At 60.3% G+C, this 18,149-nt stretch carries 15 protein-coding genes and 1 riboswitch; of the genes, 3 read left to right on the top strand and 12 right to left on the bottom strand.

Annotated features, from left to right (window positions below; genetic code table 11):
- Positions 1-7: 7 nt before the first annotated feature.
- Entirely contained in the window at positions 8-2,077 is a 2,070-nt protein-coding gene (gene glyS, locus AFK63_RS19305; RefSeq protein WP_038866731.1) for a glycine--tRNA ligase subunit beta, read from the top strand.
- A 376-nt stretch (positions 2,078-2,453) separates the two neighbouring features.
- On the top strand, positions 2,454-2,537 hold the full coding sequence (locus AFK63_RS21815) for a Hok/Gef family protein (RefSeq protein ID WP_234004966.1): 84 nt from the start codon (positions 2,454-2,456) through the stop codon (positions 2,535-2,537).
- Between the two features lie 141 nt (positions 2,538-2,678).
- On the opposite strand, the gene AFK63_RS19310 is transcribed toward AFK63_RS21815, so the two are convergent.
- The 7 genes from AFK63_RS19310 to AFK63_RS19340 all read right to left on the bottom strand — a co-directional run bounded on the left by AFK63_RS19310 (position 2,679) and on the right by AFK63_RS19340 (position 10,962).
- On the bottom strand, positions 2,679-2,972 hold the full coding sequence (locus AFK63_RS19310) for an HTH-type transcriptional regulator (protein WP_038866733.1): 294 nt from the start codon (positions 2,970-2,972) through the stop codon (positions 2,679-2,681).
- Between the two features lie 278 nt (positions 2,973-3,250).
- Positions 3,251-6,817 (bottom strand): urea carboxylase, encoded by a 3,567-nt coding sequence (uca, locus tag AFK63_RS19315; protein ID WP_038866734.1) that lies wholly within the window; start codon positions 6,815-6,817, stop codon positions 3,251-3,253.
- A 74-nt stretch (positions 6,818-6,891) separates the two neighbouring features.
- The gene (locus AFK63_RS19320; RefSeq protein ID WP_038866736.1) at positions 6,892-7,527 is read right to left on the bottom strand and encodes an urea amidolyase associated protein UAAP2; all 636 of its coding nucleotides are present in this window, start codon (positions 7,525-7,527) and stop codon (positions 6,892-6,894) included.
- A gap of 2 nt (positions 7,528-7,529) precedes the next feature.
- Positions 7,530-8,240, bottom strand: coding sequence for an urea amidolyase associated protein UAAP1 (locus AFK63_RS19325; RefSeq protein WP_038866738.1), 711 nt, complete (start codon positions 8,238-8,240; stop codon positions 7,530-7,532).
- Between the two features lie 14 nt (positions 8,241-8,254).
- Entirely contained in the window at positions 8,255-9,070 is an 816-nt protein-coding gene (locus AFK63_RS19330) for an ATP-binding cassette domain-containing protein (protein WP_038866740.1), read from the bottom strand.
- Positions 9,071-9,079: 9 nt separating this feature from the next.
- On the bottom strand, positions 9,080-9,892 hold the full coding sequence (locus tag AFK63_RS19335) for an ABC transporter permease (protein ID WP_038866742.1): 813 nt from the start codon (positions 9,890-9,892) through the stop codon (positions 9,080-9,082).
- Positions 9,893-9,906: 14 nt separating this feature from the next.
- Positions 9,907-10,962: a putative urea ABC transporter substrate-binding protein gene (locus AFK63_RS19340; RefSeq protein ID WP_038866744.1), complete on the bottom strand. Its 1,056-nt coding sequence runs from the start codon at positions 10,960-10,962 to the stop codon at positions 9,907-9,909.
- 59 nt (positions 10,963-11,021) lie between these two features.
- Positions 11,022-11,116, bottom strand: a riboswitch (guanidine-I (ykkC/yxkD leader).
- 850 nt (positions 11,117-11,966) lie between these two features.
- Between AFK63_RS19340 and AFK63_RS19345 the strand changes: the two genes are divergently transcribed.
- The gene (locus tag AFK63_RS19345) at positions 11,967-12,677 is read left to right on the top strand and encodes a DUF3053 domain-containing protein (RefSeq protein ID WP_038866746.1); all 711 of its coding nucleotides are present in this window, start codon (positions 11,967-11,969) and stop codon (positions 12,675-12,677) included.
- 44 nt (positions 12,678-12,721) lie between these two features.
- Here AFK63_RS19345 and ghrB read toward each other — a convergent pair whose 3' ends face one another.
- The 5 genes from ghrB to AFK63_RS19370 all read right to left on the bottom strand — a co-directional run bounded on the left by ghrB (position 12,722) and on the right by AFK63_RS19370 (position 18,113).
- Positions 12,722-13,699, bottom strand: a complete 978-nt coding sequence (gene ghrB / locus AFK63_RS19350; protein WP_038866749.1) for a glyoxylate/hydroxypyruvate reductase GhrB — start codon at positions 13,697-13,699, stop codon at positions 12,722-12,724.
- 69 nt (positions 13,700-13,768) lie between these two features.
- On the bottom strand, positions 13,769-15,049 hold the full coding sequence (locus AFK63_RS19355; RefSeq protein ID WP_038866751.1) for an MFS transporter: 1,281 nt from the start codon (positions 15,047-15,049) through the stop codon (positions 13,769-13,771).
- A gap of 241 nt (positions 15,050-15,290) precedes the next feature.
- Positions 15,291-16,229: a sugar kinase gene (locus AFK63_RS19360; RefSeq protein WP_038866753.1), complete on the bottom strand. Its 939-nt coding sequence runs from the start codon at positions 16,227-16,229 to the stop codon at positions 15,291-15,293.
- Positions 16,230-16,231: 2 nt separating this feature from the next.
- Positions 16,232-16,981 (bottom strand): sugar phosphate isomerase/epimerase family protein, encoded by a 750-nt coding sequence (locus tag AFK63_RS19365; RefSeq protein ID WP_038866762.1) that lies wholly within the window; start codon positions 16,979-16,981, stop codon positions 16,232-16,234.
- A 112-nt stretch (positions 16,982-17,093) separates the two neighbouring features.
- Complete coding sequence (locus AFK63_RS19370) at positions 17,094-18,113, bottom strand: LacI family DNA-binding transcriptional regulator (RefSeq protein ID WP_038866764.1); 1,020 nt, start codon at positions 18,111-18,113, stop codon at positions 17,094-17,096.
- Positions 18,114-18,149: the final 36 nt, after the last annotated feature.

An 18,149-nucleotide genomic window follows, 5' to 3' on the forward strand; every position in this document is an offset into this window, starting at 1 on the left:
GGCTGCCATGTCTGAGAAAACTTTTCTGGTGGAGATTGGCACTGAAGAGCTGCCACCAAAAGCCCTGCGCAGCCTGGCGGAATCCTTCGCTGCGAACTTTACTGCTGAACTGGACGCTGCGGGCCTGACCCACGGCGTTGTAAGCTGGTTTGCAGCGCCGCGTCGCCTGGCGCTGAAAGTGGCGAATCTGAGCGCGTCGCAGCCGGATCGCGAAGTTGAAAAACGCGGCCCGGCGGTCTCTGCGGCGTTTGACGCCGAGGGCAACCCGAGCAAAGCGGCGGAAGGCTGGGCGCGCGGCTGTGGTATTACGGTCGGAGAGGCTGAACGCCTGGTGACCGATAAAGGCGAGTGGCTGATGTATCGCGCCCATGTGAAAGGTGAAAGCGCGCAGGCGCTGCTGCCGAACATGGTCAGCGTCGCGCTCTCTAAATTGCCTATCCCGAAACTGATGCGCTGGGGCGCGTCCGAGGTGCAGTTCGTGCGCCCGGTACACACCGTGACGCTGCTGCTGGACGATGAAGTGCTGCCGGCGACCATCCTGGGCATTCAGTCTGACCGCGTGATCCGTGGCCACCGCTTTATGGGCGAGCCGGAATTCACCATCGACCACGCCGAGCAGTATCCGCAGATCCTGCTGGAGCGCGGCAAAGTCATCGCCGACTACAACGCGCGTAAAGCTAAAATTCAGCAGGACGCCGAAGCCGCGGCCGCGAAAATCGGCGGCAATGCCGATCTGAGCGATAGCCTGCTGGAAGAAGTCACCTCGCTGGTGGAATGGCCGGTCGTACTGACCGCGAAATTCGAAGAGAAATTCCTGGCAGTGCCGGCGGAAGCGCTGGTCTACACCATGAAGGGCGACCAGAAGTATTTCCCGGTTTACGGCACCGACGGCAAACTGCTGCCGAACTTTATCTTTGTGGCGAATATTGAGTCCAGAGATCCGCACCAGATTATTTCCGGTAACGAAAAAGTGGTGCGTCCGCGTCTGGCGGATGCCGAGTTCTTCTTCAATACCGACCGTAAAAAACGCCTGGAAGACAACCTGCCGCGTCTTGAAACCGTGCTGTTCCAGCAACAGCTCGGTACGCTGCGCGATAAAACCGACCGCATTCAGGCGCTTTCCGGTTGGATTGCCAGTCAGATTGGCGCAGATGTCAACCACGCGACGCGCGCGGGCCTGCTGTCCAAGTGCGACCTGATGACCAACATGGTGTTTGAATTTACCGACACCCAGGGCGTTATGGGGATGCATTACGCCCGTCACGACGGCGAAGCCGAAGACGTGGCCGTTGCGCTGAACGAGCAGTACATGCCGCGCTTTGCGGGCGACGCGCTGCCGTCAAGTCTGGTCGCCTGTGCGGTCGCGATTGCCGATAAGATGGATACTCTTGCCGGGATTTTCGGCATCGGCCAGCATCCGAAAGGCGATAAAGACCCTTTCGCGCTGCGCCGCGCCGCGCTCGGCGTGCTGCGTATTATCGTTGAGAAAAATCTGCCGCTCGATCTGCAAACGCTGACTGAAGAAGCGGTACGCCTCTACAGCAGCAAGCTGACCAATGCGAAAGTGGTGGATGAGGTGGTCGACTTCATGCTGGGCCGTTTCCGCGCCTGGTATCAGGACGAAGGCTACAGCGTCGACACCATCCAGGCGGTACTGGCGAATCGTCCGACCCGCCCGGCGGATTTCGATGCCCGCATGAAAGCGGTGTCGCACTTCCGTACGCTGGACGAAGCCGCTGCGCTTGCCGCAGCCAACAAGCGCGTTTCCAACATTCTGGCCAAAGCGACCGAGCCGCTGAACGATCAGGTTCACGCGTCGGTGCTGAAAGAAGATCCGGAAATCCGCCTGGCGCTGCAGCTCGCAGTGATGCGCGACAAGCTGCAACCGCTGTTCGCGGAAGGCCGTTACCAGGAAGCGCTGGTCGAACTGGCGCAGCTGCGCGAGCCGGTGGATGAGTTCTTCGAGAAAGTCATGGTCAACGCGGATGACGCGCAGGTGCGTATTAATCGTTTGACGCTGCTGTCTAAATTACGTGAATTGTTCCTGCAGGTCGCGGATATTTCCCTGCTCCAGTAACACGTTTCGTTAATAATAAAAAACCCGCCGCTGGCGGGTTTTTTTATACGCTTTCCGCTACGCCGTATTCTTATTTTATTCCTGCAACGCAAAAAGCGTGGCCTTATTACGGGTTCACGGAATTATTAATAAGCGGGTTACGGATAATATAGCGCGCGGGTGCTCAGGCTGGCTGGCCTGGGCATGATGCAAAGGCTGGTCAGATGAATGCCCCCCTAAGTTAATTCCATTTAACCTCGGGGGAGGCTGCAATCAGTACCCAACAGCCTGATTGTAGCCTCTTCCCTATAAGGAGGCAATTATGCCAGTAAAATCCCGATATGCTTTTTTAAGCATATTAGCGCTCTGTATTACGGTGCTGTGTTTCGCCTTAATAATGCGTGACCGCTTATGTGAATTCACCATTAAAGAGGGAAGCCGGGAAATACGGGCCATCCTTGCTTACGAACCAGGGAAGTAGCCTTTGGATGGGGGAGCGATCCCCCACCCAACGGTCAGCATGTTGGGCGCGCCTGGAGGCACCCAAATTTATTCTGAAAAGCAACGCCCCCGCAAAAGCGGGGGCGTTTTGTTTGCGAAAAAAAGTGTTCTGACTACCGGTTTATTCCATGAGCTGTTTACTGAGCATGGGATTCGCCTGAATCAGGCGCATCAGCTTCAGTTCGGTGCTGGAGGGTTTCACGCGGCGGGATTCCCACTCCTGAACCATAGCGACACTGACACCCATTACACGCGCCAAATCATCTGTTTTCAGGCCCGTTCTTTTGCGTAACAGTTCAAATTCTGAAAACGCGTTGGGTTTCTGCGCCAGGGTAACCGTCCCGGCGACATCTTTTTTAAATACAATTTGTTCGAGGCTGCTGAGCAACTCAAACATAGGGTCTTTAGATTCCATTTTGGACTCCTAAATCACACAGCGGGATCGTGAACAACTAAGAAGCTTCTTAATCATAGTTCGGAAAAAACAACCTGCGGGCAGGGTAGCAGGGAATCTTGTGACGGCAGCTCCGCAAGCCGCGGATTTACCGGTTCGCTGGTGAAAAATCGCGTGCTAACCGGCTGATATTCAGATTTTTCTGGGCCTGAGTATAATTTTGTAAATGATCCTGTGACGATCCGGATGAGCGGGGCGGGATCGCGTCAGTCCGGGCTTCCCTGCCCGACGTGAGCGCGCTACGCCGCCTTTTCAATCAGCATCAGCAACTGCCCGGCCTGTACCTGATGCCCCTGCTGGCGCTGAAATGCGCGGATAGTACCCGTCACCGGCGACGTGACCGGAATTTCCATTTTCATGGACTCCAGAATCCCGATGATTTGCCCCTCGCTAACCTGCTCGCCAGGCTGCACCAGCCACTGCCAGACGCTGCCCGCCACCTGGCTTTCCACGCCGCAACAGTGCTCCGGTATCGCTTCAACGATATCCTCCTGCTCCGCCAGGGCGCTGTCGAACGTGAACTGCCCGTCGGCGCGCCAGCGTGCGAGTTCTTCATCAAACGCCTGCTGGCGTTGCTGTTGAAACGCTCCAATGCTGGCGGAGTCATCCTGAAGCATCTGCTGATAATCGCGCAGGCTGAATTCGCCTTCTTCGATACGAAGCGGGTAGTCGCCCCACGGGAAGCGCTCGCGGATCTCCGCCAGCGCCTCGTGACTCACCGGATAAAAGCGTATCTGATCGAAAAAACGCAGCAGCCAGGGTTGCGTAAAGTCGCGGGTTTTTCGATCGCGATTCCACATTTGCAGCGTGCGGCCCACAAACTGATAGCCGCCCGGCCCTTCCATTCCGTAAACGCACAGGTACGCGCCGCCAATGCCCACCGAATTTTCCGCAGTCCACGTACGCGCCGGATTGTATTTGGTCGTCACCAGGCGGTGGCGCGGATCAAGCGGCGTGGCGACCGGCGCGCCGAGGTATACATCGCCAAGCCCCATTACCAGATAAGAGGCGTTGAAGACGGTCTCTTTGACCTGCTCAACGCTTTCAAGGCCATTAATGCGGCGGATAAACTCAATGTTGCTCGGGCACCAGGGCGCGCCGGGGCGCACCGACTGGGTATAGCGGGCAATCGCCTCGCGACAGGCGTCGTCGTCCCACGAGAGCGGCAGCCAGACCGTACGCGACGGCACCCGCGCATCATGCAGATCCCCGAGACGGAGATCGGCGTCGATCAGCGCTTTCAGCAGGATCGCGCGTGGGCAGATCGTCGGGTCGAAGTGGATTTGTAGCGAGCGGATCCCGGGCGTCATCTCAAGCCTCCCTGGCTGCGGCTGGCGTTCGAGCTGCTGCATCAGCGCGTGGACGCGAAAACGCAGGGCGATATCCAGCTTCTGCTCGCCATATTCCACCAGCAAAAAGCGATCGCCTGCGGCGCGTATCGTCATGGCGGGCATCCCGTCGCGTGCCGCCTCCTCCCAGAGGATGGGCGAGGGGAGCGGCAACGCTGGCGCAGGTGCCCGCGCGGTCGCGGTGGTGGCGTCCGCCGTCTCCAGCGTGACCGGCACAAACGTCAGCGTATCGCCCGCCTTTAGCTGGCCGAGCTTCCAGAGGTCGGCGTCAATCACCGTTGCGGGGCAGACGAAACCGCCGAGCGACGGGCCGTCGGGCCCGAGGATGACGGGCATATCGCCGGTAAAATCCACGGTGCCGAAGGCGTAGGCATTATCGTGAATGTTGGACGGGTGCATGCCCGCTTCGCCGCCGTCCGGCCGCGCCCATTCGGGTTTCGGGCCGATAAGCCGAATGCCGGTGCGGCTGGAGTTGTAGTGCACCTGCCAGCGTGCGGCGAAAAACGTGTCGATATCCTGCGGCGTAAAGAATTCCGGCGCGCCGTGCGGCCCGTAAATAACGCGCAGTTGCCAGTGATCCGTGAGCGCGGGGCAGGCGTCTGGCGCCAGCGTCGCCGCCGCACGCAGATCCGGTGCCGCCAGATGCAGCACGTCGCCGGTGCGCAGCGCGCGTCCGGCATGGCCGCCGAATTTGCCGAGCGTGAAAGTGCTGCGGCTGCCGAGATAGCGTGGACAATCGAGCCCGCCCGCCAGCAGCAGGTAGCTACGACAACCCGCTCCACGGATGTCGCCCAGGCGTAACGTCTGTCCGGCTGCCACCGCGATCGTCTCGCCCATCGCGAGCGGCTGACCGTCGAGCTCAGCGTCGATTTCCGCGCCGGTAAGCGCCACGGAGCAGGCGCGATTAAAGCGCAGCGTCGGGCCTCGCAGCGTGATTTCCAGCCCGGCGGCATCCTGCGGGTTGCCGAGCAGTTCATTGCCGAGCGTAAACGCCATCCTGTCGTATGGGCCGGAAGGCGGCACGCCGACGTGCCAGTAGCCGGTGCGCCCCGGCAGGTCCTGAATCGTGGTCAGCGTGCCGCCTGCCAGCACGTCGAGCGTGGCGGGCTGCCAGCTGACCTGGCCGAGCGTCGCGGTAATGACGTTGCCGTGCCGCACCTCCGGCAGACGCAGCAGATGGCGCAGCCAGCCGAGATTGGTTTCAATGCCATAGAGGCGGCTTGCGTCAAGCGCCTGGCGCAGCGCGTCAAGCGCCTGGTCGCGTGTGGACGCGTGAACAATGACTTTCGAAAGCATCGGGTCGTAAAACGGCGAGACCTCGCAGCCTGCCGACACCCAGCTGTCGACGCGCAGCCGCGCGCCCGCGATGTGCTCCGGAAAAGCGACGTCGCTCAAAAGCCCGGCCACCGGCTGGAAATTTTTCGCCGGATCTTCGGCGTAGAGGCGCACCTGGATAGCGTGGCCCTGCGGCATGGGGCGCAGCGTTTCCAGCGGCGGTAGCGTCTGCGCGCCAAGCTCCACCATCCAGCGCACAATATCCACGCCGTAGACCATCTCGGTGACGCCATGCTCTACCTGTAAACGCGTATTGACCTCAAGAAACCAGAACTGCTGCGCCTGGTCGTCATAGACATATTCGACGGTGCCCGCGCTGCGGTAGTTCACCGCCTGGCACAGCCGCACCGCGGTCGCCTGAAGCGCCTCGCGCGTCGCGTCGGAAAGGCGCGGCGCGGGCGTCTCTTCAATCACTTTCTGATTGCGGCGCTGGGCCGAACAGTCGCGTTCGCCCAGGGCAATGACGTTGCCGTCGCCATCGCCGAAGACCTGTACTTCAATATGCCGCGCGCGGGCGATAAATTTCTCTAAAAAGACGCCATCATCGGCGAAATTATTACCTGCGAGGCGCTTCACGCGGGTAAACGCGTCGCTCAGCGCCTGCGCGTCGTCGCAGCGCTGCATGCCAATGCCGCCGCCACCCGCAGTGCTTTTCAGCATCACCGGGTAACCAATGGCGTGTGCGGCCTCCAGCGCGGCCTCCAGCGACTGTAACAGCCCGCTGCCGGGCAGGAGCGGCACATTATTCTGCTGCGCAAGCTCGCGGGCGCGGTGTTTCAGGCCAAAGGCCGCCATCTGTTCAGGCGTCGGGCCAAGAAATATCACGCCTTCGTCGGCGCAACGCGCCACGAAACTCGCGTTCTCACTCAAAAAACCGTAGCCGGGATGCACCGCTTGCGCGCCGCATTCGCGCAGGATGGCAAACAGTTTGTCCTGGTTTAAATAGGTGTCGCGCACGTTGCCTTCGCCAAGCGGAAAGGCCAGATCGGCGAGGCGCACATGTTCAGCGTGTTTATCGGCGTCGGCGTAAACCGCGACGGCGGTGATGCCCATCTGTTTCAGCGTGCGGATGATACGCACCGCGATAGCGCCGCGGTTGGCGATAAGAATTCGGGTAAACATAACCGGATCTCCGGCGGGCAGGTCGTCCTGCGTGGTTTTTCGCGCTGTGCGCGGGTCGTCCCGCAGCGCCAGGATTACCAGACAGCCACGTCTATCGGCGTCGGGTTATAGCCGTTACAGGGGTTGTTCAGCTGCGGACAGTTGGAGATCAGCACCAGCACGTTCATTCGGGCGATCAGCTCCACATATTTGCCCGGCGCGGAAATCCCGTCGGCAAAAGTCAGCCCGCCGTCGCGCGTCACCGGCACGTTCATAAAGAAATTGACGTTATGGGTGATATCGCGGCGGGTCAGGCCAAATTCCGGGTGCTGCGCCACTGCCAGCATCCATGAGTCGCGGCAGGCATGCATATGGCGTTTTTCGAGGTCATAGCGCACGGTGTTGCTTTCGCACGAGCAGGCGCCGCCCAGGGTGTCGTGACGGCCACAGGTGTCGGCCACAATTTCCAGCATCGGCCGATCGTCGTTTGAGCGCAGCACGCTGCCGGTAGTGAGGAACACATTGCGCTGGCCGCGCAGGGTATCGGTCACGCTGTAGCGTTCGGCCGTGTTGTCAGCGTTAAAGAACAGCGTGTCGGCGGCCTGGTTGCCTTCGAGATCGGTAATGCGCAGCGTTTCCCCTTCGCGCAGCCGCCAGATCCAGTAGTCGCCTGCTTCGACAGTGGCGCGATACGCCGCCTGCTGCGGGTTACGGGGGCTTTCAGTCAGCATCGTCACACTCCTTCACTGAGATAGTAGAGTTGGTTATTGCGCAGACCACGCTGGTTTTCCGCACGCGCCAGACAGCGTGCCGGCAAGGGCTGGCGCGTGGCGTCAAAGGTCAGGCCGAGCGGCGCGGTGGGATAGGCTGCGGCGTCGCTGAGCGGGTGCGGGCAGGTGTGTAGCACCACCAGCGTATCCATCGCGAAACGCAGCCGGACGCGGGCGCCGGGCAGGCCCTGGGCGGTGAGCGCGAGCGCGCCGTCGTCGCCGGTTTCCACGCGGGCGAAGAAATTGACGTTGGCAGCCATGTCGCGTTTGCCAAGACCATATTTGGCAAGCTCGGTCAGAAAGCTGTCGACGCCGTTCTGATGGCGCTCGTTGCGCGCCTGCTGGTAGCGGAGCGCGCCGAACTGCGCTTCTACCTGCGAGGCGTTACTGCTGCCGCAGACGGTTTCATGCCAGCCGAAAGTGTCATCCTCAATGCCGCAGAAGATGCGTCCCATGTCGGAATAGAGGCAGTGGCCCTCCGTCAGGCGAAACGTATGCTGACATTTCAGCGTGTCCGGCGCGTTGTAGCGCTCAAGCAGGTTGTCCGGGTTGTAGAACAGCGCCGCCGCGTTAACGCCGCCGGCGATGTCGGTGAGCGTCAGGGCCGTGCCGCGACGCATCAGCAGCGACCAGTGGCTACCGGCGGGCAGGCGAGTTTCATAAAAAGTTTCCATAGCGTCTCCTTAGGTTAGCCTTCGCTTATCAAAGCCAGCGGGCGTTGTGTGGGATCAGAACCGGGAAAAGGGCGCACGACCGGGTCAGGGGGCCTGACTTTGCCGGCCGGGGCGCGATCCAGCGGGATGTCATAGGTAATGCAGGCGCCAAACGCGTCCGGCGCCTGCGGGTCGTGACGTATTTTGTCGAATACCCATAACCGCGAGCCGAGCGAAAAGCCCTCTTTGAGATCGTGCGTAATCATAAAAATGGTCAGCCGGTGGCGCTCCCACAGCTCGCTGATAAGCAGATGCATCTCGCCGCGAATGCCCGGATCGAGCGCCCCGAAGGGCTCGTCGAGCAGCAGAATGCGCGGCTGTTTCATCAGCGCCTGCGCCAGCGCGAGGCGCTGCTGCATCCCGCCCGACAGTTGATGCGGGTATTTATCCTGCGCCGCGAGCAATCCCACCTGATCCAGCATCGCGCGGGCGCGCTCGCGAAGGGCGGCGCGCGGGCGGCCCCAGACGCGTCCCAGCAGTCGCGCTTCGCGAAATTCATCCGCCAGCATGACATTGCCAATGACCGTCAGGTGTGGAAACACCGAGTATCGCTGGAATACCACGCCGCGCTGGGCGTCCGGCTCCTGGGGCAGCGGCTGGCCGTCCAGTAGCAACTGGCCTTTGCTGGGGGCCTCGGTGCCAAGCAGCATCTTCAGAAACGTGGTTTTTCCGCAGCCGGACGCGCCGACGACCGAGACAAATTCGCCTTCCTCTACGGTGACGTTAAGCCGCTCCAGCACCACCTGGTCGCCGTAATGTTTTTCGATATTTTTCAGTTCGAGCAATGGCATAGAGGCTCCTTACCGGGCGTGATACCAGGGGAAACAGCGGCGATTGAGCCAGCGCAGCGCCAGGTCGAGCAGAAAGGCAAGCAGCGTTATCCAGGCGACGTATGGCAGGATCACATCCATCGCCATGTAGCGGCGCATCAGGAAAATGCGGTAGCCGAGCCCTTCGGTGGCGGCGATGGCCTCTGCGGCGATAAGAAACAGCCAGGCGGCGCCGAGCGATAAACGCAGCGCGTCCAGCAGGCGCGGCAGCAGTTGCGGCAGAATGACGCGCCAGAGGATCTGCGCGCTGTGCCCGCCCAGCGTCTGGGCTTTTACCAGCTGCTCCTGCGGGATTGTCATCGCCTGCATTTGTAAATCGCGCGCGATAAACGGCGTGATACCGATGACAATCAGGACCACTTTAGAGAGCTCGCCAAGCCCGAAGCAGATAAACAAAATCGGCAGAATAGCGAGCGGGGGAATGAGCGCTACGACGGTGAGCAACGGCGAGACGACCGCCCGCACCGCAGGCAGCGCGCCGCAGAACAGCCCGAGCAGTAGCGCCGCCGCGCCGCTTATCAGCGTGCCGGTAAGCAGACGCGCCAGGCTCGCGGCGGTATCGGCCCACAGAAGGTAGTCGCCGGTGCGCGGGCTGGGCGTAAAGGCCATGCGGTCAATGGCCGCGAACATCGCGTCAAAGCCTGGCAGCAGTTTATCAGCGCTGTTAGCGGCGAGGCGCGCGTCAGAGGCGATGAGATAAAAGAGGATCAGCGCCAGCAGCGGCAGCGCGCCCAGCATAACGCGGCTCATGGGCTGCGGCTGGAAGTTAATCATTTTGCGCATGGGCGCCTCCGTGGTCAGAGCTTATTGTCGGCGGCGAGGCGGATAAATTCGTCGCTGAAGTGCAGTTTGAGGTTGGCCTCATCGCCCCAGTTTCCCGCAGGCGTGGTGACGCCGACCACATCCGCAGCGGGCGCGGCGTCGCCCAGCAGACCGTGCGCGAAAGAGAACTCCGCTACTTTCTGCATGGTGGCTTTCAGTTGCGGGCTGGTGGTAAACGCCAGCGCCTGTTGCGGCGTGATGAAAAGCTGCGTGGCGGCGAGCTGGGCGTCGAAACCAGCAAGCGTGGTGCCTGCCGCTTCACCCATTTGCGTGCGGGCGGCTCTGGCGCTTTCGCTGTCGCCCTGCATGGTTTTCAGCGTTTCAAACCAGGCGCCGACCAGCGCTTTGCCCAGTTCCGGATGCGCTTTCAGGGTGGCGCTGTTCACCACCAGCAGATCGAGAATTTCGCCCGGAATTTGTGCGGATGTGAAAAGGGTTTTCGAGCCAGGCTGTTTTTGCGCCTCGGCCAGCAGCGGGTTCCAGGTGACAATATTTTTAACATCCGGCGTGCCATACGCGGCGACCAGATCGGCGTCGGCAGTGTTGACGACCTTGATATCTTTTTCGCTAAGCCCGGCGGTTTCCAGCGCGCGCGCCAGCAGATAGTGCGAAACGGAGAGCTCCACCAGATTGACCGGCTGGCCTTTCAGCGCGGCGATGCTGGTGGCGGATTTAGAGAGGATGCCGTCGTTGCCGTTGGAGTAGTCGCCGATGATAAGCGCGGTGCTTTCCACGCCGCCCGCCGCCGGGATAGTCAGCGCGTCCATATTGGTCATGGTGCATCCGTCAAAGCCGCCTGCGGTGTACTGGTTTACCGACTCGATATAGTCATTCACCTGCACGAACTGGATATCAATGTTGTATTTATCGGCCCATTTTTTGACGATGCCGGTCTGCTGGGCGTAATCCCAGGGCATCCAGCCTGCGTAGACAGACCAGCAGAGCTTAAAGGCGGGTTTAGCCGCGCTGGCGGTCACGCTGAAAAGCGCGAGCGCGGCGATCAGAAGGGCTTTCTGGCAGGCGTTAAGCATGGTGGTTCCTCTGACGTTGCGTTGATAAAAGGCAGGAGGACGGCGCGTGGTGTCGCTTATCCTCCCGGGCTTTTATCCCGCCGTGTAACCGCCAGAGGGCGGTCGATCACTCTCGGACCAGCGTCTTGCGACCGGAACCCTAGTGATCCATTGCAAATTGTCTGGCGACACCGGCTTGTGGTTGTCACCCCTGCGTTTTTATTTAAGCAAGGCGCATGCCAGATTTTTTTATACGTTAATTCGTTGTTTTTGTGGGATTTTCTGGAGATTACTCAGATGCGCTGGAAAACATGCGCGAAAAGCGCGCCCCTGAAAGGCGCGTTGCACCGTTGTGGCGCACGGCATGTGCTGCCTGGCATACGATGCGGGAAAGATGCCCGTATCAGGTTCTGAAAAGGATCGCTTTCTGGTAGCCAGAAGCGGGGACGCGGGATCATCCCCGGCACCTGAGGCTTTTTGCCATCCGCCAGAGCGGTAAACCGCCGGTTACCGGAGGCAAAAATAAGAAAGCCCCGAAGACCAATTTTCATTAACCAACGAGACTCTCTCTCTGCTGAACCTATGCAGAGAAGCCTCTCGCCTGCCAGAAGCTGATGAAACAACGGCGAAATGCGCTTATCTGATGCGTATTCATCGTTTGTGTCACGTTATTCATCTTCACGCTCTTTATCTGTGCGAAATCCGCCATAAGGACAGGTAGCGGGAGGGCGCTGTGTTTCTGGCTTACGAATCTGGTAAGTCGCTGCCAGAAGGCGGAGTAAACCCGCCTTTTCAGGCCAGGCGACGCTGAATGTGAGCAGGGCTGCGAGCGTCTTTATCAAGGAGCGTCAGCGCAGGTCAGCGGCCCTTTTTTACGGTCACAGGGCGAACGGCGCGTGGGCCTTCGCATAATCGCTTGCGCGGCGCAATAAAGGGTATCCTGCGCGGCGCGTCTGAACTATCCTTGTGGGCGTTGAAGCACACTGGCAGTGGTGTGCGCGTTGATGAGTGAAAGGAGCAAAAAAATGGCGACAGGTAAGTCCTGCTCTCGCTGGTTCGCGCCGCTGGCGGCGTTGTTAATGGTATTCAGCCTGAGCGGGTGTTTTGATAAAGAGGGTGACCAGCGCAAAGCGTTCGTCGATTTCCTGCAAAACACGGTGATGCGTAGCGGCGAACGTTTGCCGACGCTGACCGCCGATCAGAAAAAACAGTTCGGTCCGTTCGTATCCGACTATGCCATCCTTTACAGCTACTCTCAGCAGGTGAACCAGGCGATGGACGCTGGTATCCGCCCGGTAGTGGATAGCGTAAACAGCATTCGTGTGCCGCAGGATTATATGACTCAGCGCGAGGCGCTGCGCCAGGCGAACGGTTCGCTGGGCGTGATGAGCCAGCAGTTGCAGAATGCGAAAATGCAGGCCGACAGCTCCCGTTTTTCGCTGAAGCAGGCGGACGATCTGAAGCCGGTGTTTGATAAAGCCTATGAGAAAGTGGTGACCGGCCCGGCCAATGCGCTGCAACCGCTGATCCCCGCCGCGCAGACGTTCACTCAGCAACTGGTGCAGGTGGGAGATTTCATTGCCCAGCAGGGCACGCAGGTGGGCTTTGCCGCCAACGGCATTCAGTTCCCGACCTCGCAGCAGGCCAGCCAGTATAATGCGCTGATTGGACCGCTCGCCGCCCAGCATCAGGCCTTCACTCAGGCTTACACCACCGCGACCAACGCGATGCAGTAAAAAAAACGGCTCTTACGAGCCGTTTTTTATTTCTTCACGATCTTTTATTTCTTCACGACCTGCGGATTCACGCAGTTCTGCGACACGTCGCCGTTAAGCGCGTTGATAAGATTATCCACCGCGCAGGCAGCCATGTTGTAGCGCGTCTCATGGGTGGCGGAGCCAATGTGCGGCAGCGCCACCACGTTCTTAAGCGACAGCAGCGGCGAGTCTTTCGCCAGCGGCTCCTGTTCAAACACATCCAGGCCCGCCGCATGAATCTCACCGCGTTGCAGTGCTGCAATCAGCGCCTGTTCATCCACCACCGGGCCGCGGCCCGCGTTAATGAAAATCGCGGATTTTTTCATTTTGCGGAACTGCTCCGCGCCAATCATATGATGCGTCTCGTCGGTCAGCGGCAGAATAACGCAGACGAAATCTGACTCCGCCAGCAGCGTGTCGAGATCGCAGTAGCGCGCGTTAAAGCGCTCTTCCGCCTCGCTGTGATGACGGCGCGCGTTATAGAGAATCGGCATGTTAAAGCCGAAATGCGCGCGCTGCGCCAGCGCCAGCCCAATGCGGCCCATGCCGACGATGCCGAGCGTTTTGTGATGCACATCGGTGCCGAACCAGTCCGGGCCGATGCTGCCGGTCCACTCGCCAGCTTTCACCCGCTCGGCCACTTCCAGCGCGCGGCGCGCGGTGGCCAGCACCAGGGTCATCAGCGTGTCGGCAACGGTTTCGGTGAGCACGGTGGGCGTGTGCATCAGCGCTATCTGTTTCGCGTTCAGCGCGTCCACGTCGAAATTGTCATAGCCCACGGACACCGTCGAGGTGGCGCGAAGGTGGGGCATTTTCTCAAGCAACGCCGCGTCCACTTTTTCGCTGGAGCCCAGTAAACCCTGCGCCTGGCTAAAGGCATCGGCGTGCGCCGCGACGGTCTGCGGGCTGAGGTCTGGCACCCGGGTCACGCTGAAATGGTTTTCGAGGCGGGCCAGCAAATCGTCGGGCAGGGATTTGTAGAGAATGACGGACGGCTTCATGCAGATCTCCAGCTTTGAACAAAAAAGAAAGAATAGACAAGCGGACGGCGTTACGCCGCCCGCTGCGTGTTACGCGTGGCGCGCGCCTACCGGCAGGGACTGGCTGGTGGCGGGTCTGACAATTAAAGTGAGCCACACGGAGGCGAAAAGCGCTACCCCCATAAAAATGTATGAGGCAGACGGGCTGCCGGTAGCCCCGTTAAGGTAACCGACTACCCACGAGCCCACGAACGAGCCGAGCGCGCCCATGCTGTTGATAAGCGCCATCGCGCCGCCTGCCACGTTTTTCGGCAGCATCTCCGGGATGATCGCGAAGAAAGGGCCGTATGGCGCATACATTGCCGCGCCCGCAATCACCAGCAGCGTATAGGACGCCCAGAAATGGTTTGCGCCGAGCGCCCAGGAGCCGATAAACGCCAGCCCGCCAATCAGCAGCAGCGGCCAGACGAACAGTTTACGGTTCTGCATTTTATCGGAGGCCCAGGAGACGATAATCATGGCGATAGTCGCGGCCAGATACGGCACGGCGGAGAGCCAGCCCACTTCCACCATGCCCATGTTTTCGCTGCCGCTGCGGATAATCGACGGCAGCCACAGCACGAACCCGTAAACGCCAATGCTCCACGCGAAATATTGCGCGCACAGCAGGATCACGTTACGCGAACGGAAGGCTTCGCTGTAGTTACGCACCGCCTTGATGCCTTCCTGTTCTTTATCCAGTTGCGCCTGCAGCGCCGCTTTTTCGTTATCGGCCAGCCATTTCACCTGGGTCGGTTTGTCTTTAACCAACACCCACCAGCAGAAAGCCCAGATGACAGCGGGCACCCCTTCGATGATGAACATTTCTCGCCAGCCGAACGCCTGAATCAGGTAACCTGACACCACCGACATCCACAGCACCGTGACCGGGTTGCCGAGGATCAAGAAGGTGTTAGCGCGCGAGCGCTCCGATTTCGTAAACCAGTTACTGATGTAAATCAGCATGGCGGGCATCACGGCCGCCTCCACCACGCCGAGAATGAAGCGGATCGCCGCCAGCATCGGAATATTGCTGACCACGCCGGTCAGCGACGCGCAGCCGCCCCACAGGATCAGGCAGATGAAAATGAGCTTGCGCACGCTGCGGCGCTCGGCATAAATCGCGCCGGGGATCTGGAAGAAGAAATACCCCAGAAAGAACAGCGCGCCGAGCAGCGATGAGATGCCTTTGGTAATGCCGAGATCGTCATTGATGCCCGCCGCCGAGGCGAAGCTGAAGTTTGCGCGGTCGAGGTACGCCAGGCTGTACGTGATAAACACGATTGGCATGATGTACCACCAGCGTTTTGAAGCGTTAGTCGGACTTTTCATCGTATTCCCTCTGTGGTTGAGGTGGGTGCGTCTCATCGGTGTAGGGGACGACGGACGCTGTTAATACTGTCTGTTCCAGGGTGATGAGCAACCGCTCACCCCGGCCCTCTCCCGAACGGAGAAGGGAAAATCGTTCTCGCCTGGCGGGTGAGGGGATACTTTTTGTTGCGTCTGGCGCCCGGTCTCAGGCCATATCTTTGTGCAGCCGCAAGGGGGCTTCTCTCTCCTGAGAGCGAGGGGATTATTCGCCCAGTTGCGCGCGGGTCGGCAGGCCTTCGCTGTCGCCCTGCACCTGAATCGCCAGGGCGCCAATCCTGTTACCGCGCGTCGCGGCCTGATGCAGCGTTTTGCCTTCCAGCAGGGCGCTTATCACGCCTACCGCAAAGCCGTCGCCCGCGCCCACCGTATCCACCACGTTCTCGACTTTCACCGCGGCGACCATGCCCTGCTCGCCGCTTGCCGCCTGATACCACGCCCCGTCAGCGCCGGTTTTAATCACCACGGCCTTCACGCCGCGCGTCAGGTAGAAATCCGCGATGCCTTCCGGGCTCTGCTGGCCGGTCAGGAGCTGGCCCTCTTTCAGGCCCGGCAGCAGCCAGTCCGCCATGCTGGCGAGGTGATTGAGTTTTTCGATCATCTCCGCCTCGCTTTTCCACAGCACCGGGCGCAGGTTCGGGTCGAAGGAGAGCGTTTTGCCCTGGGCTTTCATGGCGCGTGCCGCGTGATCCAGCAGATCGTAAGAGGTGCCGGAAAGCGCCGCCGCCACGCCGCTCAGATGTAAGTGACGGGCGCTGTAAAACAGGGGCGCGTTAAAGTCTTCGGTGCTCAGATGGCTCGCGGCAGAGCCTTTGCGGAAATACTCCACGATGGGATCGGTTCCATCTGTCACTTTCGATTTCAGCTGAAAGCCGGTCGGGAAACGGTCATCAATCGTCACGCCACGGGTGGCGATACCTTCTTTTTCCAGCTGGTTCAGTACGAAGCGGCCGAAAGAATCATTGCCGACGCGGCTCACCCAGCTCACGTTCAGGCCGAGACGCGCAAGGCCGGTGGCGACGTTCAGCTCCGCTCCCGCCACGCGTCTGATAAAGTGTTCAACCTGCGAAAGAGAGCCTGGCTCGGTTGCGACGAACATCGCCATCGCTTCGCCAATCGTAATCACATCCAGTGGCTGTTCCATGTTCACTCCTCGCGCAGCAGGTTGACGTAGTGGCGGGTCACGGCGGTTAAATCGCGCCCTTCCAGCGGAAATTCAATGCCGCGCGGCGCGTCTGCCGGCAGCATCTCCAGCAGCGCGCGCCAGCGCGGCCCGGCGTCATCCAGCGCGATGGCGCGATAGTGGTAATGATGGGCAGTGGCGGCCTTCACGTGGATATAGCTGACGCCTGTGTGGAGCGCGCGCGCGGCGTCTTCCGGCGCGTCGTCCACCCACAGCCAGTTGGCCATGTCAAACGTCAGGCGGACAGGCAGGTTGAGCGCTTTACTGGCGGCGAGAAAACGGCGCATCGGCGCAAGGCGGCCGCATTCGGTCTGATCGTTTTCCACGACCAGCGCCACGTCGCTGAGCGCGAGCAGGCCGGCGAGCGGCTCCGCCTGATGCGACTGGCTGAAATGTCCGAGTGAGAGCTTAAGCCAGCGGGCGTTAAGTTCGTGCGCTTCGGCGAGCAGCGCGGGCAGGCGCGCGTTGATTTTGCCGTCGTGTTCAAACAGCGGCTCCGGTGCGGAATAACAGGCTTTCAGCCGGTGATTAGCGATGGCTTGCGCCAGCACCGGCAGGGAAGCCAGTTCGGCGGCGTCGAGCAGTTCACGGCGAATTTCCACGCCGTCAGCGCCCGCTTCGGCGATAATCGGCAGCACGGCCTGCTGGCCGCCGAGCGCTTTAATTTTGTCGTTACCATAGGCGGCGGTGACGACGATAATTTCTCTCTCCATTAACTTCTCCGGAGTGGTTACATCTGCATAACATAGTTATTACGCTAGATGGAACCGGTTCCAAAGAGAAGCCCAGGATGGTGAATTTATGATCGGGGTCACGAACCGTCGATTATCGCGCCGTCGAGCCGCGCACGATCAGTTCGCCGGAGAAAAGCTGCTCCCGCACCGCCTGCGACTGGCCCTCAATGCGCTTCACCACCTGCTCCAGCGCGGCGTAGCCAATTTGCCAGGTCGGTTGCTTCAGCGTCGTGATGCCAGCGCCCGCAAGTTCCGCCCACTCCAGTTCATCAAAGCCGAGCAGGCCGATATCCGCGCCCCAGTTGAGGCCGATGCGTTTAAGCGAACGCGCCACCTGCAGCGTCAGCGCGCCGTTAGCGGAGATCACCGCTTTGCGCATTCCGCGATAGCGCGTGTGGAAGTGGCGTAACGTGTTGTCGAGATGGTCCGCCTCATGCAACGGCGTTTCGGCGTTTTCCGCCACCACGCCGGGGTAGCGGGCCGCGGTGGCGCGAAACGCGGTCAGGCGCTCGCGGCGCGTGTTGACCGTGCCGAGCGGCTCGCTTAAAAACAGCAGCGCCTCAAAGCCCTGTTCTATCAGATGCTCCGTGGCGGTGGTAGCCGCCTGTGTGTTGTCGAGCCCAACCACGTCACAGGCGAAATCCGGAATTTTACGGTCGATAAGCACCATCGGCAGCGCCGACTGTTGCAGCCGGTTCAGCCCCTCTTCGCGCATTCCCACCGCGTTTACCACAATCCCTTCCACCTGATAGCTGCGCAGCAAATCCAGATAATGCAGCTCCTGATCGAGTTCGTTATTGATGTTACAGACCAGCGGCGTGAAGCCCTTTTCCCGGCACGCGGCCTCGATGCCGCTTAAAACATTGACCGAATACGGGTTAGTGATGTCGGCGATGATAAGGCCGATAAGCCGGGTGCGGCCGCGTTTCAGCCCGCGTGCCATCTGGTTTGGGCGATAGTCGAGCTGGGCGATGGCCTGTTCAATACGGGCCAGAAGATCTCCGGAAAGCAGGTGCTTTTCGCCGTTCAGATAGCGGGAGACGCTGGTTTTACCGGTTTTCGCGGCGCGGGCGACATCACTGATGGTCGGGCGGGACGCTTTTGGGGTCATGAGATTTCCTTCTCAGGCTACAACGCCGGTGGGGCA

It is taken from the genome of Cronobacter muytjensii ATCC 51329 (genome assembly GCF_001277195.1).
Lineage (GTDB): Bacteria > Pseudomonadota > Gammaproteobacteria > Enterobacterales > Enterobacteriaceae > Cronobacter > Cronobacter muytjensii.